The following is a 15081-nucleotide window of genomic DNA, read 5'->3' as shown; positions in this document are numbered from 1 at the left end:
TTCACTCCTTCGTGATCGTGAATCGATTCACAACTGCGCTTACTTTATGAGGGCGTCTCGCCCGTTGTCAATCCGGACGTCCGAGGCGCCGTCATGGATGGCTCCCGCGTGCGTCACGGGCACACCGATCACCTCGGCCTCCGCCGGCAGCACCGCGCGCCGCACCCACCAGTACGGCACGTGAGTCGCCTCGGGTGCGTCGTCGAGATCGGCGTAGTTGCGGATGCCGCGCATCTGCGCCGGGCTCACCACGACCGGATCCCCGAGGTAGTGGTGGTGCGGCCCGTAGCGGTTGAAGCTGCTCGGCACCAGGCGCATCCCGACCTCGACGAGGCCGGTGCGACCGACCGGCACCTCCCAGCCGCCCTCGCCCCAGCGCCACACCCCCGGCTCGCCTCCCACGCTGATCCAGGCGGCGTCCGCGAGCCCGCCCGCGAAGCGGAGCGCTGAGGCGCCCACCGGCACGTCGACCTCGGTGACGACCTCGACCGGCTCGAACGCGAACGGCAAGCCGTCTGCTGCGAGCTCGCCCGACACCTCGCGCCGCGGCCTCGCCAGCCGGAACCCGCCGTCGAGCGCCAGGAGCGCTCCCCTGGTCTCGCGGACGGACGCCGCGACCCGGAACCCGCCGACCGCCCACGCGCGGGGCACCGTGCCGGGCGGCACCCCGTCCGCACGGAATCGCAGGCGGCCCACCCTTCCGGCGGCCAGCCGCACCCGCACCCCATGACCGTACTCACCGCGGGACACGGTGCCGACACGAGCGCCGTTCCAGTGCAGCTCGCGCGGCTCATCGGCGAATCGCAGCTCGAACGGGCCGTCGAAGGTCGAGGACTCGATCTCCGCCTCCCAGACCCCGTCGTGCGCCCGAACGGGCTCCAGCACCAGCTCGTTCCGCGGGGTGCTCGCGAGGCGCCAGGACAGCGGGCGGCGATCGACTCCGGCGTGGAGCGTGAGCGCGGGCGCAGGCTCGAATGCGCCGCGCTCCGGCCGGGCCGGATCCTCGGGGAGCGGCTCGTCCGCCAGGAACGGCGCGATGAGCGCCGACGCGGCGTCGTCGATGGCGGCGCCCGGCGCGACGATCACCCGGCGGTAGCGGGATGCCCCGAGGGCGAGGCATCCGTCATCGGCGCGGGCCCACTGCTCGACCGTGCGCTCGTCGGCGAACTCGTACGCCTCGCCCGCGGCGCTCAGTCGCTCGACGAGGCGGAGGAACGCGGCGTTCACCTCACCGGCGGGCGTCGCCGGGAAGTCGTGCGCGTCGTGCACATTGGTCGCCACGAACTCCCACGGTTCGTACCGGCGCGCGAGCCCCCGCTGCGGGACGACGACGAGGAGGTCGGCCGGCGGCCTGGGCGCGGCGGCGAGCCTCGCGCGGACCGCGTCGAGCACCTCCCGATAGGCGCCCGACCAGCTCACGTGACGGGGATGCGACGGCGGCCAATCCTCGATCGCCGCCGAGTCGAGCCGGTACTGGCTGAGGTGCAGCACGAAGTCGGTGATGCCGTGCCCGCCGAGCCAGCCGAGGTAGCGCTCGAGGTCGGCGGGCCCGGCTCCCCAGCCTGCGCCGCCGAACGCCTCGGCCATCGCGCGGCCGTCGCTGAACTGCCGCGCGACCGACGACGCCTGCCGCGGATAGAAGTCGTTGACCGGATGCCTCCCGAGCGCGTCGATCCCCGGCATCCCGATCGCGCGCGAGATCGTGCCGAGCGAGCCCACGGTGGGCAGCTGGAAGAGCGGATGCTCCTCGCCCTTCACATGCGCCGTGAAGCGCAGGCCCCGCTCTCGGCACCAGGTGTCGAGCCGGGCGAGATAACGGTCGGCGAAGAGGTCGGTGACGAGCTCCCAGAAGTCGGTGCGGACGGTTTCGGCGTCGGCGCCGTCGCCGAAGAGCGACGGCAGGTCGGCGATCAGGTCGCGGCCATGCCGCCCGGCGTATTGCTCGGGCAGATCGGGGGTCCAGGGCACGGCGCCGTGCGCCGACAGCTCGTGCTGCGCGTGACCGAGCCCGAACTCGGGCTCGTCGGAGAAGAAGCCGGCGACCCGGGCCATCGCCTCCGGCGCGAGGCCGTCCGCGTACCTGCGATAGCAGAGGTCGATGAACCGGTCGGCGAGGTCGGGCGCGAGGTAGTCGACGCCCTCGCCGTGCCGGACGACGAGCGCCCACTCCCGTTCGTCGTGAGTGAAGCGGTGCAGGGCGGGCTGGCCCGCATCCGGCTGCAGTTCGAGCCACTGCTGACGCAGTCCGGGATGCCGCTCGAGCATGAGGCCGCCCACGGTGCCGCTCGGCCAGCCGTTCTCGTCGTAGATCCAGAACTCGAGGCCGCGGTCGTGCGCGTCGAGGACGAGCCGCGACACGATCGCGAGGTACTCGTCGTCGAGATACGGCGGTCGCCCGGGATAGAAGCGCGGATGGAAGACGACCCCGTCGAGCCCGGCGGCGACGAAGTCGTCGAGCTGCGCGCGCAGCTCGATGGCGTCGAGCGCGCCGTTGACCGCCCACAGCGTCGAGAACCTCGGTGTATCCGGCACTGGCATCCCTTCCGAAATCGTGAATCGATTCACGATTTCCGCTACGCTAGCCTACGGCCAAGTCGGAAGACAAGCGGGTGCAAGGGAGCCAGATGCCGAGCGCGAGACGAACAGCGCCAGCCACGATCAAAGACGTCGCGGCGCGTGCGGGGGTCTCGCGGGCGACCGCGTCGTACGCCTTCACCCAGCCCTCCCGGGTCTCCGCGCCGCTGCGCGCCCGCGTGCTCGCCGCAGCCGATGAACTGGGCTACGTGGGCAACGACGCCGCCCGGCGCCTGCGCATGGGCCACAGCCTGGCCTTCGGTCTGCTCATCTCGAACACCGCGAACCCCGTGTACGCCGAGGTCGCCGCAGGCGCCGAGCGCGAGGCGGCCGCGAACGGGCGCTTCATCATCGTCGTCAACAGCGACGACGACGCCGAGCGCGAGCGCGCCTACGTCAACTTCTTCGAGTCGCAGCAGGTGAGCGGCATCATCGCGGCCCCGGTCGGCGACGTGCCCGCCGAACTGCTCGAACTCCGCGACCGCGGCACGCCGTTCGTGCTCGTCGGCCTCGCGCAGGGCGACCACGACTTCCCCGCGATCTCAGGAGACAACGAGCTCGGCGGCTACCTCGCCATGCGGCATCTCCTCGATCAGGGCCGGAGCCGCATCCTCTTCGTCGGTGGCCCGCACCCTCACGTCGACGCCCGTCTCGCCGGCGCCCGGCGCGCACTCGCCGAGAGCGGCGCCGACGCCTCGCTCGAGGTGCAGCGCACGCCCGCCCAGAACGCCCGCATCGGCGAAGAGGTCGCCGAGGCCCTGCTCGGCCGGTCCGCCGCCGACCGCCCCGACGGGGTCTTCGCGGGCAACGACCTGCTCGCGCTCGGCCTGCTGCACGGCCTGCTGGCCGCCGGCGTCGACGTCCCGGGCGACCTCTCGCTCATCGGCTACGACGACATCGAGTTCGCCGACTTCGCCATCGTGCCGCTCACCTCGATCCGCCACCCCTCGGCCGCCCTCGGCGCCGCGGCCGTCCGCCTGCTCCTCGGCCTCGAGACGGAGGCTGACCTCTCCGGGGCGTTCGCGCCCGAGCTCGTGGTGCGCGACACCTCGCTTCCCACCGGCCGCTGACCGGGCGTTCCGGCCCACGTTGAGCCGCCTGTCGGCCGGACCCCTCCCCGGACGATGCTCGGCACCCCTCAAGCCGGCTCCCCTTATGGGAGCTGGAGTTGGCCGTTGATGCGGCGGGGGATGCGGTGGGGGTTGGTGTCGCGGAGTTCGGGTGGGAGGACGTGGTCGGGGGCGTCTTGGTAGGTGATGGGGCGGAGGAAGCGTCGGATGGCGGCGGCGCCGACGCTGGTGTGGATGGAGGTCGTGGCGGGCCAGGGTCCGCCGTGGGTTTGGGCCCAGCTGACGGCGACGCCGGTGGGCCACCCGGTGAACAGGATCCGCCCGGCGATCTCGGTCAGCACGGCCACGATGCCGGTGAGGTCCTCGTGGGGTTCGGCGTGCACGGTCGCGGTGAGGCTGCCGCCGACGGCGCGGATGACATCGAGCGCGTCGTCGGGGTGGTCGTACTCGACGATCAGGGTGGCCGGGCCGAAGCACTCCGTCAGCAGCGCGGCCGGGTCCTCGAGCACGGCCTGGGCGGTCGTGGCCAGCACGGTGGGGGTGCCGGTGCCGGGCAGTTGGGCGAGCCGGCCGGTCACGACCTCGACGCCGTCGTGGGCGGCGAGGCCGGCAAGGCCCTGCGCGTAGGCGTCGGCGATGCCGTCGGTGAGCATGCGGGCCGGGGTGGGGGTGCCGACCGCGGTCGTGACGAGGTCGGCGAACCCGGACCCGGCCGGGGCGAGCACCACACCGGGGTTCGTGCAGAACTGGCCGACCCCGAGGGTGAACGACCCGGCCAGCCCGGCTGCGAGCTCGTCGCCGCGGGCGGCGAGGGCGGCGGGGGTGATCAGGACGGGGTTGACGGCGCTGAGTTCGCCGTAGAACGGGATCGGGTCGGGTCGCCCGGTCGCGAGGTCGAACAGGGCCCGGCCGCCGTGCAGCGACCCGGTGAACCCGACCGCCCGCACCGCGGGGTGGGCGACCAGGTCGGCGCCGGTCTGCCGTCCCTCGACGAGGGTGAGGATCCCGGCCGGGGCGCCCGCCGCCTGGAGGGCGGCGGTGACGATCTCCGCGGTGCGGCGGCCCAGGCGGGCGTGTGCGGAGTGGTTCTTCACGATCACCGGGCAGCCCGCGGCCAGCGCGGACGCGGTATCGCCGCCGGCGACGGAGAACGCGACCGGGAAGTTCGACGCCCCGAACACCGCGACCGGTCCGAGCGGGCGCAGCATCCGCCGCAGATCGGGTCGTGGCGGGGTCGCGGCCGGGTCGGGGTGATCGATCGTGGCCTCCAGGTAGGAGCCCTCGAGCACGACGTCGGCGAACAACCGCAACTGCGCACTCGTGCGAGCCAGCTCGCCCGTCAGCCGCGCCGTGCCGAGGTGGGTCTCCTCATCGGCCAACGGCACGAGCTCGTCCAGGTGCCCGTCCAGCGCCTCCGCTCCGGCCCGCAACCAGGCCGCACGCTCCACCGCAGACGACGTCACCGTCACCCCGAACGCCTCCCGCGCCGCCGACGCCGCATCTCCCAACCCCACCGGCACCGGAATCGACGCGCTGCCGTTCGCTGATGTCGCCTCCGCGGCGACGGTCTGCTCGCTCATTCGAACCTCTCGATCGTGCTCAGCCGGCCGCCGGAACGGCCGCGGAATCGGGCGCGGCGGCGACGGACGATGCCGCCGGGGCGGGGTGTTCGTCGTGGTGGGTGAGGAGGCGGAGTCCGGTGTTCAGGAGGTCGGTGAGGCGGTGTTCCTGTTCGGGGGTCGGATCGACCAGGGGCGGTCGGACCGGGCCGACCGGGACGCCGCGGGCCCGGAGCCCGGCCTTGACGAGGGAGACCCCGAACCCGGGCGTCTCGTCCCGGAGCGCGACCAACGGACGGTAGAACCCGTCCAACAGGCGAACCCGGGTCTGCTCGTCACCGCCGACGTAGGCGCGGTAGTACGCCGACGCGACTTCGGGCAGCATCGCGAACACGGCCGAGGAGTACAACGGGATCCCGATGCCGCGGTACGCGCCCTGGCTCAGCTCCGCGGTCAGCAACCCGTTGAACAACGCCAGCTCCCGGCCCGTGGCCCGGGCGGCCAGCACGATCTCCTGCGCCAACCCGATATCACCGACCCCGTCCTTGAACCCGATCACCTTCGGGTTGCCCGCCAGCCGGGTCATCGCCTCCGGGGTGTACCTCGCCGTCGCCCGGTGATACACGATCACCGGCAGGTCGGTGGCTGCGGTGATCGCCTCGACCCAGCCCACCAGCCCGTCCGTGGTGCCGGACACGAGGTACGGCGGCAGCAGCAGCAACCCGTCAGCACCCGCCTCCTGCGCTGAGACCGCGGTCTGGATCGCATGCCCGAGCGGCCCCCCGGAGCCCGCGATCACCGGCACCCGCCCGCCGACCGCCGCCACCGTCGCCCGCACCACGGTCGCGACCTCGGCGGCGGACAGGGCATGGAACTCACCCGTCCCGCACGCCGGGAACACCCCACCCGGCCCGTACCCCAACCGGTCCTGCACATGCTCGCCCAACAGGTCCACATCCACCCGACCCGCCCCATCGAACGGCGTCACCGGGAAGAACAACACCCCATCGAACCCCGAAACCCCACTCATGTCGATCTCATCTCTCCTCGTTCGGCGTCGGCATCCGGGCTCGTGATCGCGGCGGCCGCCCGCGCGGCCGCTCGGCGTCGCTCGGTCGATGCGAGCCCGGCGTGGTACACGTGCAGTCCGGTCGCGCCGTGCGCGACCAAGTCCGCCCATGCGGCGGCGAACCCATCTGGATCCCCCGTCAGCGCGTCGACGTAGGCGGTGCCTCCGCCGGCTCGCGCGAGGTTTCCCCTTCCTCGGGCGACGTCGCCCCAGCAGTCGACGAGCACGTCCAGGCCCGAGGCATCCGCCCCGGTCTGCAGCGGCAGCTCGGCGGCCGCGATGCCGACGGTGCGTACGCCGGCCCCGAAGGCGACCTCCAACGCGTCGACGGCGAACCGCTCGGCCGTCTCGGCACGCGCGCGGCGGAGCGCGTCGAGCGCGTCCGCGTCGGCGTCGGCGTCGGCGCGCGACGGATCGGATGCCCGGGCGAGCGCGGCCCGCACAGCGCCGACGGCCTGCGCCTGCGACATCCCGGCCCGCTCCGCGCACGCCTCGCAGGCGCAGAGCGCCAGCAGCTCGGCGGCCCCGTCGGCGAGGTCGGCCCCGTGCAGCTTCTCGTGCAGCGACCCGTGCCCGAGGCCCTGCCAGCCGAGCGCCTCCAGATGGAGTGTGCCGCCGCGCGCGGCGACGGCCGCGGCGGCGACGATCTCGCGGAGCGCCGCCCGCACGGCCTCGTGCGAGAGGCACGGGGCGTGGTCGAGACGATCGCCGAACGCGTTCCGCACGCGCGGGAGCGACGGGAGCGCGGCATCCAGGTGTCCGACGACCGCCCAGACGCCGACCTCGATGTCCGCGGCCTCGAGCTCGGCACGCGCCCGGTCGAACGAGAAGTCACCGGCGGGCAGGGGCGAGGCACCCCGCAGGTAACTCGCCGAATGCGGCACATCCACGATCCGGTGCGCGGGATGCCGCGGGGTGATCGTCCGCGCACCGTGGTAGGTCGCGGCGAGCGCGACGCGGTCGATGCCGTCGTCGGCGAGCGCGCGGGCGGCGTCGAGGTCGCCCTCGACGTCCCACGGGAAGAGCCGGAACGTGGCCCGCATCAGAACCTGGGCAGCGTGGGGTCGTAGGCGGGGTCGACGGTGCGGGCGTACGCGGTGTCGTCGCGCACGGTGCGCCCCGACTCCAGATAGGCCCGGTGGAGTCGTTCGACGACGTCGCGGCGCAGCTCGACGCCGAGTCCGGGGCCGTCGGGCACGGCGACGGCGCCGTCGACGAACGCCAGCGCGCCGGGTTCGACGATGTCGGAGGCGGCGTTCCACGGGTAGTGCGTGTCGCAGGCGTGATCGAGTTCGGGGGTCGCCGCGGCGACGTGCACCATGGCCGCGAGGGAGATGCCGAGGTGGGAGTTCGAGTGCATCGAGAGTCCGAGACCGTGAGCGCGGCACGCCTCGCCGAGCCGGCGCGTGGCCGCCAGGCCGCCCCAGTAGTGCGGGTCTGCGAGCACGATGTCGACGGCGCCGGCTGCGACGGCGGGCTCGAGGGTCTCGGGCGAGACGACGACCATGTTCGTCGCGAGCGGCAGCGTCGTCGCCGCCCGGACGGCGGCCATGCCGGCAAGGCCCGGCGTCGGGTCTTCGAGGTACTCGACGACGTCGGCGAGCGCGTCGGCGACCTCGATGGCCGTCTCGACGCGCCAGGCCGCGTTCGGGTCGATGCGGAGCGGGACGCCGGGCATCTCTGCGGCGAGGGCGCGCATGGCCGCGATCTCACGGGCCGGCTCGTACACGCCCGCCTTCAGCTTCAGCGACCCGAAGCCGTACCGCTCGCGCATCCTGCGGGCGACCTCGACGAGTCCGGCGGCGTCCTCGGCGGCGCCCCATTCGTCGGGCTCGGCGCCCGGATGGCCGGCCCACTTGAAGAAGAGGTAGCCGGCGAACTCGACGCGGTCGCGCACCCGGCCGCCGAGCAGGTCACTGACGGGCACGCCCTCGAGGCGCCCGAGGGCGTCGAGGGTCGCGACCTCGAACGGTGCGACGACCTTGCGTCGCTCGACGGGTGAGACGTCGGAGCGCAGCCCGGCCACGGCGGCCGCCTCGATCGCGGCGGGGTCGTCGACGCGCACACCGACGAGCCGTGGTGCGGCCGATTCGAGGCGCCCCAGCAGCGGCTGCTCGCCGCTCGTCTCGCCGAGCCCCACGGTGCCGTCGTCGAGCGTCAGCACGACCAGTGTGCGCAGCGCGAGGGGTTCGTGCACGCCCCAGCTGTTCAGCAGCGGCGGGTCGGGGAAGGCCATGGGGACGACCTCGACCGTGCGGATGCGACTCATGACGCCTGTCTCCTGGGGTTCTGCGGGGCGGGGCGGCGGCGCCCGCCCCACCCCGCAGAAGTTCGTGCTTCCCGAGCTTCGGCGTGCTCTGATGGGAGCAGCCGCTACGCTCGGTCGTGAATGGATTCACAACTCTAGGAACTGTATGGAAGGAGCATCCCGATGTCAATCGACGAGGTCGTCGTCCTCACGGGTGCCGCCGGTCGCATCGGTCGCGCGATCGCTCCCCTGCTCACGCGCCCCGACCGGGAGCTGCGGCTCCTCGACACCGCGCCCGTGCCCGATATGCCGCCCGGCGCCACGCTGGTCGAGGCATCCATCGAAGACGCCGATGCGCTGGCACGCGCGTTCGCCGGCGCCACCGCGGTCATCCACCTCGCGGGCCTCTCCTCCGAGCGGCCGTGGGCCGACCTGCTGCGCGTCAACATCGACGGCACGCACACCCTGCTCGAAGCGGCCCGCGCGGCCGGCGTCGAACGGGTGCTGCTCGCGAGCTCCATCCACTCGGTCGGGTTCGAGCCCGTCGAGCGCGCGGCCCGCGACGACGTGCTGCCGCCCCGGCCCGACACGTACTACGGCGTGAGCAAAGCCGCGATGGAGGCGCTCGGCAGCCTCTACGCCGACCGGTTCGGCATGTCGATCGTGAGCGCGCGCATCTGCACGTTCCAGGAGCGACCCGGCGACGGCCGGGCCGCGGCGCAGTGGCTCTCACCCGGCGACATGGCCCGGCTCGTCGAGGCATCCCTCACCTTCGCGGGCGGCGGCCACCACATCGTCTGGGGCGTCTCGGCCAACGCGCCGGCATGGTTCTCACTCGCCGCCGGGCGAGCCATCGGCTACGAGCCCCAGGACGACGCCGTGCAGGAACGGACCCGCGACACCGGCTCGCGACCCCCGGCACCCGACCCCACCGGGCGCCCGCTCGGCGGGGCGTTCACCGACGACGAGCACCCCGTCGGCGGCACGTGGTGAGCAGCGGCGGACGCGCCGCGGTCGGGAGCCGCCGCCTCCCGACCGCGGCCGGCGCCCGGGAGACGCGAATCGCGCCGGTGCGGGCTCCACTCCCGCACCGGCGCGACGCCTGAGCTCGCGGGGTCAGCCCGCGAGCAGCTCCAGCGTGTCGATCACGCGGTTCGAGAAGCCCCACTCGTTGTCGTACCAGGCGACGACCTTGACGTGCTTCCCGTCGACCCGGGTGAGCGCGGCGTCGAAGATCGACGAGTGCGGGTTGCCGGTGATGTCGGAGGACACCAGCGGGTCCTCGGAGTACTCGAGGATGCCGGCGAGGGAGCCCTCGGCGGCGGCGCGGTAGGCAGCGAGGACCTCGTCGCGGGTGACCTCGCGCGAGACGGTCGTGTTGAGCTCGACGATGGAGCCGACGGGCACCGGCACGCGGATCGAGTCGCCCGAGAGCTTGCCGTCGAGGCCCGGCAGCACCAGGCCGATCGCCTTCGCGGCGCCGGTCGTCGTCGGCACGATGTTGACGCCGGCCGCGCGGGCGCGGCGGGGGTCGCGGTGCGGGCCGTCCTGCAGGTTCTGCTCCTGCGTGTACGCGTGCACGGTCGTCATGAAGCCGTGCTCGATGCCGGCGAGGTCGTCGAGGACCGCCGCGAGCGGCGCGAGCGCGTTCGTCGTGCACGAGGCGTTGGAGACGATGGTGTGCGCGGCGGCGTCGTACGCGTCGGTGTTCACGCCGTAGGCGAGGGTGACGTCGGCGCCGTCGGAGGGCGCCGAGACGAGCACCTTCTTGGCGCCCGCGGCGAGGTGCGCCTTCGCGGCCTCGGCCGAGGTGAACCGGCCGGTCGACTCCAGCACGAGGTCGACGCCGAGCTCGGCCCAGGGCAGGTTCGCAGGCTCGCGCTCGGCGAGGACCTTGATGCGGCGGCCGTCGACGACGAGCGTGTCGCCGTCGACCTCGACGGGGCGGCCGAGGCGGCCGGCGGTGCTGTCGAAGCGGAGGAGCTGGGCGAGCCCCTTCGGGTCGGTCAGGTCGTTGATCGCGACGATCTCGAGTTCGGAGTCGCGCTCGAGCAGCGCGCGCAGCACGTTGCGGCCGATGCGTCCGAATCCGTTGACGGCGATGCGGGTCATGGGGTGGGTCCTTTCGTAGTCCCGTGGTACCCGTCAACCCTCCGTCCTCGCCCCAGCTCGCGGTAGTGGCCGTCGAGACATGTTCCGCAAGAATCACGCCAAGTCGGCCGTGCCCGCGCCCCCGAGCGGATGCCGCGGCTCAGACGAACTCGAACCCCCAGGTCTCCCCCGCGTCCCCGTCGGCGGAGACCGCCCCGCCCGACACGGTGAACCGCGCCGAGCGCCCATCGGGCGCGGTGACCGTCACGCCCGAGGCATCCGTCGCCCCCGGATAGACGCGGATCGTGAGGCCCTCGAAGTAGTCCGCATCGGGGCGCGTGGTATCGGCCCCGATCGGCAGCACCGCCCCCTCTCGCACATACAGCGGCACCGTGTCGAAGCCGTGCCGCTCCCGGCGCCACCCGCCCGGCGATTCGACGACCTCCCCGGTCCACCAGTTCGTCCAGCGGCCCGCCGGCAGGTACAGGTCGACCTCGCCCGACTCGGAGAACACGGGCGCCACGAGCAGCGACGGCCCGAGCAGGTACTGCCGGTCGAGGTAGGCCGCGCCCGGATCGTCGGGGAACTCCAGCGCCATCGGCCGCATGACCGGGATACCGGTCGCCGAGGCCTCCAGCCCCTGCTGGTAGAGGTAGGGCATCAGCGAGAGCTTCAGCTTGGTGAAGATCCGCGTGACCTCGACGGCCTCCTCGTCGAAGGCCCACGGCACCCGGTACGACCCCGAGCCGTGGAAACGCGAGTGCGTGCCCAGCAGGCCGAATGCCACCCAACGCTTGAACACCCCGGCATCCGGCGTGCCCTCGAACCCGCCGATGTCGTGACTCCAGAACGCGAACCCCGACAGCGCGAGCGAAAGGCCCCCGCGAAGCGACTCTGCCATCGACTCGTACGTCGACGTCGAGTCGCCGCCCCAGTGCACCGGCAGCCGCTGCCCGCCCGCGGTCGCCGACCGCGCGAAGACGACCGCCTCGCCCGCACCGCGCTCCTGCTCGAGCACCTCGAACACCGCCTCGTTGTAGAGCTGGGTGTAGCGGTTGTGCATGCGGTCGGGCGCCGACCCGTCGAAGTACTCCACCTCGAGCGGGATGCGCTCGCCGAAGTCGGTCTTGAAGCAGTCGACGCCCTGCGCCACGAGCGCCCGCAGGTGGTCCTGGTACCAGCGCGTGGCTTCCGGGTTCGTGAAGTCGACGAGGCCCATGCCCGCCTGCCAGAGGTCCCACTGCCAGACCGAGCCGTCGGGCCGCTTCACCAGGTAGCCGCGCTCGGCCGCCTCCGCGAACAGCTTCGACCGCTGGCCGATGTACGGGTTCAGCCAGACGCACACCCGCAGGCCCTTCTCGTGCAGCCGGGCCAGCATGCCGTCGGGGTCGGGGAACGTGCGCGGATCCCACTCGAAGTCGCACCAGTTGAACTCGCGCATCCAGAAGCAGTCGAAGTGGAACACGCTCACCGGCAGCTCGCGCGCGGCCATCTCGTCGACGAACCGCGTGACGGTCTCCTCGTCGTAGTCGGTCGTGAACGAGGTCGAGAGCCAGAGCCCGTACGACCAGGCCGGCACGCGCGCCGGGCGACCCACGAGCTGGGTGTACCGCTCGAGCACCTTCGCGGGCGTGCCGCCGTAGATCACGAAGTACTCCAGCGACTCCCCGGGCACCGAGAACTGCACCCGCTCGACGGCCTCGGAACCGACCTCGTACGACACATGCCCCGTGTCGTTCACGAGCACGCCGTAGCCGCGGTTCGTGAGGTGGAAGGGCACGTTCTTGTACGCCTGCTCCGACGATGTGCCGCCGTCGGCGTTCCAGATGTCGATCGTCTGCCCGTTCTTCACGAGCGGTCCGAACCGCTCGCCGAGCCCGTAGACGAGTTCGCCGACGCCGAGCGAGAGCTGCTGCAGCGTATAGGCGGATGCCGCGGCCCGCGCGGTACCGCCGCGGGCGTTGCCGACCGGGACTCCGTCGAGCTGCGCATCCGGGCGCACCCGCATGTTCGCGATCGACTTATCGCCCGCGGTCGTGATGACGCGGCCCTCGGCCTCGAACGACAGCCCGAACGGCGCACCCTGCCGCACCCGCGCGGTGAGCCGCCCCGAGGTGAGCGACCCGCCCGTCTCGTCGACGACGACGACGCCGTGGCCGTCCTCGGCGCCCACGAGGTCGAAGCCCTGCGGCCGGGGCCCGCCCGAGTGGTGCTCGATGCGGACGCCGATGACGTCGGGCAGGGGCGAGGACAGGGTCACCGTGAGCAGCGGCCGGTTCAGCGTGTCGCCGCGCTTGGCGATGACCGCGGTCGTCGCGAAGACCTGCAGCCGATGCTCGCCGTCGGCCTGCACGTCGTACGCCTCACGGGCGTACAGCGGTTCGATGCCGGGCCGGATCTGCCAGAACCCGTCGGTGAACTTCATGGGAGGGGTGTTCCTTTCGAGCGGGCCGCCGGAGCGGCATCCGCCTGGGTGCTCGGAGGCGACGACCTACTTGACCGCGCCGGCGGTGATGCCACGCGTGAGCGTGCGCTGGAAGACGAGGAAGAAGATGAGCGTCGGGATGACGCCGAGGAGCGCGGACGCGCTCGTCGTCGTGACATCCATCAGCCGGTCGCCCTGCAGCGTCGTGATCGCGACCGGCACCGTCTGGTTGTCATTGGAGACGAGGAAGCTCAGCGGAATGAGGAACTCGTTCCACGTCCAGATGAAGAAGAAGATCAGCAGCACCGACAGCGTGCCCTTGCTGATCGGCAGCACGACCTTCACGAGGGTGCGCAAGCGCCCGGCGCCGTCGAGCGCGGCCGCCTCGAGCACCTCCTTCGGGAACGTGCCGAACACGCTCGAGAGCAGGTAGGTGCCGAAGGCCGCCTGGATCACCGTGAAGATGATGATGATCGCGAGCTGCGTATCGTAGAGCCCCACCGACTTGAACATGTAGTACAGCGGGAAGAGCAGCGCCTCCTGCGGGATCAGATCCGCCAGCAGGAACAGCAGCAGGATGCCGGTGCGGTACTTCACCCGCCCGATGCCGAGGGCGTACGCGTTCAGCACCGAGAGCGCCACCGCGAGCACGGCGACCGAGCCGGAGATGAGGAAGCTGTTCCAGAGCTTCTCGGGGAAGTCGACCCGGTTCCAGAAGTTCACGATGCCGTCGAAGTAGAGCTCCTTCGGCAGCAGCAGCGGCCCCGACGTGTTGTAGTCGGCCGGCGACTTGAACGAGTTGATCAGGATCAGGATGAACGGCACCGCGACGAGCACGCCGAACGCGATCGCGACGATCAGCCAGATCCAGTCCTTCGCCGTCTTCTTCGCCTTCGGGGCCTGGTCGCCACGGCTCCGCCGACGGCGGTCCGGCCGGCCGGCCGGCTCGCCGGCGAGGTCGGCGCCGACGAGCGGCACGGTGCCCGCCCCGGCCGCGGACAGCGGGGTGATGGCGTCGGCATCGCGGATGCCGGGAGTCTCGGTGTGCGACATCAGCGCTCTCCCTCCGATCGTTCGACGCGGGTCTGGAGCCGGATGAAGCCGATGGCCACGAGCACGACGACGATCGTCAGCGCGGTCGCGATCGTGGCGCCGTAGCCGACCTGCTGGCTCTGGAAGAACTCGATGTAGGAGTAGTAGCTCGGCACGATCGTCGCCGTGCCCGGGCCGCCGCCGGTGAGGGCGTAGATCGGGCCGAACACTTTCAGCGCCGCGATGGTGCACGTCAGCGTCACGACGAAGATCTCGGGGCGGATCGCCGACACCGTGATGTAGCGGAACCGCTGGAACCAGCCGGCACCGTCGAGCTCGGCGGCCTCGTACAGTTCGGGATCGACCCGCTGCAACGCCGCCATGAAGATCACGACCGGGTAGCCGATCTGCACCCAGACCATGACGGCCATGATCGAGAGCATCGCCGTGTCGGGGCTGCCCAGCCAGTTGTGCTGGAGCGCGCCGAGCCCGACGGCCTCGAGCACGGTGTTGAGGGCGCCGTTCTCGGGCCGGAGGATCCAGCCGATGACGATCGCGGCGATCGCGACGGGCAGGATCTGCGGCAGGTAGTACGTCGCCCGCAGGAAGCTCGCGACGCGACCGCCGAACTTCCGGCCGATGACGTCGAAGAGCAGCGCTGCGAGCACGAGTCCGAGCAGCGTCGGGATGATCACCATCGCCACGATCATCGACAGCGAGTTGCGGAAGGACGCCCAGAACTTCTGGTCCTGGAAGAGCTCGATCCAGTTCTCGAAGCCGATGAACTCGGGCGGGCGGACGCCCCGCCAGTCCGTGAAGCTCAGGTACACGTTCCAGACCAGCGGGATCAGGATGATGAAGGTGAACAGGACCAGGCCGGGGATGAGGTAGAACCAGAACCCGCTCGATCGCATGCCCGAGATGGCGCTCATGCCGTCGGAGCGCCGCGACCCGCGGGGTCGCTCGGCGAGGGTGGAAACCACGTCGGTTCCTTTCGATGGTGGGAGGTGCCG

The 15081-nt window shown here is 72.1% G+C and carries 11 protein-coding genes; 2 read left to right on the top strand and 9 right to left on the bottom strand.

Going from position 1 to position 15081, the window contains the following annotated elements; translation table 11 throughout:
* Positions 1 to 39: 39 nt before the first annotated feature.
* Complete coding sequence (locus ABIQ69_RS02725; RefSeq protein WP_350348868.1) at positions 40 to 2532, bottom strand: hypothetical protein; 2493 nt, start codon at positions 2530 to 2532, stop codon at positions 40 to 42.
* A gap of 92 nt (positions 2533 to 2624) precedes the next feature.
* Between ABIQ69_RS02725 and ABIQ69_RS02720 the strand changes: the two genes are divergently transcribed.
* Positions 2625 to 3644, top strand: a complete 1020-nt coding sequence (locus ABIQ69_RS02720; protein WP_350348867.1) for a LacI family DNA-binding transcriptional regulator — start codon at positions 2625 to 2627, stop codon at positions 3642 to 3644.
* An 83-nt stretch (positions 3645 to 3727) separates the two neighbouring features.
* On the opposite strand, the gene ABIQ69_RS02715 is transcribed toward ABIQ69_RS02720, so the two are convergent.
* The 4 genes from ABIQ69_RS02715 to ABIQ69_RS02700 are packed head-to-tail and all read right to left on the bottom strand — an operon-like array spanning position 3728 to position 8541.
* Entirely contained in the window at positions 3728 to 5224 is a 1497-nt protein-coding gene (locus tag ABIQ69_RS02715; RefSeq protein ID WP_350348866.1) for an aldehyde dehydrogenase (NADP(+)), read from the bottom strand.
* A gap of 19 nt (positions 5225 to 5243) precedes the next feature.
* Positions 5244 to 6233, bottom strand: a complete 990-nt coding sequence (locus ABIQ69_RS02710; protein WP_350348865.1) for a 5-dehydro-4-deoxyglucarate dehydratase — start codon at positions 6231 to 6233, stop codon at positions 5244 to 5246.
* The gene (locus ABIQ69_RS02705; RefSeq protein WP_350348864.1) at positions 6230 to 7315 is read right to left on the bottom strand and encodes a hypothetical protein; all 1086 of its coding nucleotides are present in this window, start codon (positions 7313 to 7315) and stop codon (positions 6230 to 6232) included. The genes ABIQ69_RS02710 and ABIQ69_RS02705 overlap by 4 nt, the downstream gene beginning before the upstream one ends.
* The gene (locus ABIQ69_RS02700) at positions 7315 to 8541 is read right to left on the bottom strand and encodes an enolase C-terminal domain-like protein (RefSeq protein WP_350348863.1); all 1227 of its coding nucleotides are present in this window, start codon (positions 8539 to 8541) and stop codon (positions 7315 to 7317) included. Before ABIQ69_RS02700 ends, ABIQ69_RS02705 begins: the two co-directional genes overlap by 1 nt.
* Before the next feature lie 162 nt (positions 8542 to 8703).
* Here ABIQ69_RS02700 and ABIQ69_RS02695 point away from each other — a divergent pair, with 162 nt between their 5' ends.
* Entirely contained in the window at positions 8704 to 9513 is an 810-nt protein-coding gene (locus ABIQ69_RS02695) for an NAD(P)-dependent oxidoreductase (protein ID WP_350348862.1), read from the top strand.
* Between the two features lie 123 nt (positions 9514 to 9636).
* Here the strand turns inward: ABIQ69_RS02695 and gap are convergent, their stop codons facing one another.
* The 4 genes from gap to ABIQ69_RS02675 form a co-directional block, all read right to left on the bottom strand.
* Positions 9637 to 10632, bottom strand: a complete 996-nt coding sequence (gene gap, locus ABIQ69_RS02690; protein WP_350348861.1) for a type I glyceraldehyde-3-phosphate dehydrogenase — start codon at positions 10630 to 10632, stop codon at positions 9637 to 9639.
* A 139-nt stretch (positions 10633 to 10771) separates the two neighbouring features.
* Complete coding sequence (yicI, locus tag ABIQ69_RS02685; RefSeq protein WP_350348860.1) at positions 10772 to 13036, bottom strand: alpha-xylosidase; 2265 nt, start codon at positions 13034 to 13036, stop codon at positions 10772 to 10774.
* A gap of 66 nt (positions 13037 to 13102) precedes the next feature.
* Positions 13103 to 14089, bottom strand: a complete 987-nt coding sequence (locus ABIQ69_RS02680; RefSeq protein ID WP_350348859.1) for a carbohydrate ABC transporter permease — start codon at positions 14087 to 14089, stop codon at positions 13103 to 13105.
* On the bottom strand, positions 14089 to 15000 hold the full coding sequence (locus ABIQ69_RS02675; RefSeq protein ID WP_350350063.1) for a sugar ABC transporter permease: 912 nt from the start codon (positions 14998 to 15000) through the stop codon (positions 14089 to 14091). Before ABIQ69_RS02675 ends, ABIQ69_RS02680 begins: the two co-directional genes overlap by 1 nt.
* Positions 15001 to 15081: the final 81 nt, after the last annotated feature.

The sequence above is a fragment of the Agromyces sp. G08B096 genome (genome assembly GCF_040267705.1).
Classification (GTDB): Bacteria; Actinomycetota; Actinomycetes; order Actinomycetales; family Microbacteriaceae; genus Agromyces.
The sequence above is the reverse complement of the archived record's forward strand: the minus strand, read 5'-3'. Positions and strand labels throughout refer to the sequence as shown.

Bases quoted from the DNA above. Each gene is read 5' to 3' on its own strand.
- ABIQ69_RS02675 (WP_350350063.1), bottom strand. From the start codon at position 15,000: ATGAGCGCCATCTCGGGCATGCGATCGAGCGGGTTCTGGTTCTACCTC.
- ABIQ69_RS02710 (WP_350348865.1), bottom strand. From the start codon at position 6,233: ATGAGTGGGGTTTCGGGGTTCGATGGGGTGTTGTTCTTCCCGGTGACG.
- gap (WP_350348861.1), bottom strand. From the start codon at position 10,632: ATGACCCGCATCGCCGTCAACGGATTCGGACGCATCGGCCGCAACGTG.
- ABIQ69_RS02695 (WP_350348862.1), top strand. From the start codon at position 8,704: ATGTCAATCGACGAGGTCGTCGTCCTCACGGGTGCCGCCGGTCGCATC.
- ABIQ69_RS02680 (WP_350348859.1), bottom strand. From the start codon at position 14,089: ATGTCGCACACCGAGACTCCCGGCATCCGCGATGCCGACGCCATCACC.
- ABIQ69_RS02715 (WP_350348866.1), bottom strand. From the start codon at position 5,224: ATGAGCGAGCAGACCGTCGCCGCGGAGGCGACATCAGCGAACGGCAGC.
- ABIQ69_RS02705 (WP_350348864.1), bottom strand. From the start codon at position 7,315: ATGCGGGCCACGTTCCGGCTCTTCCCGTGGGACGTCGAGGGCGACCTC.
- ABIQ69_RS02720 (WP_350348867.1), top strand. From the start codon at position 2,625: ATGCCGAGCGCGAGACGAACAGCGCCAGCCACGATCAAAGACGTCGCG.
- ABIQ69_RS02700 (WP_350348863.1), bottom strand. From the start codon at position 8,541: ATGAGTCGCATCCGCACGGTCGAGGTCGTCCCCATGGCCTTCCCCGAC.
- yicI (WP_350348860.1), bottom strand. From the start codon at position 13,036: ATGAAGTTCACCGACGGGTTCTGGCAGATCCGGCCCGGCATCGAACCG.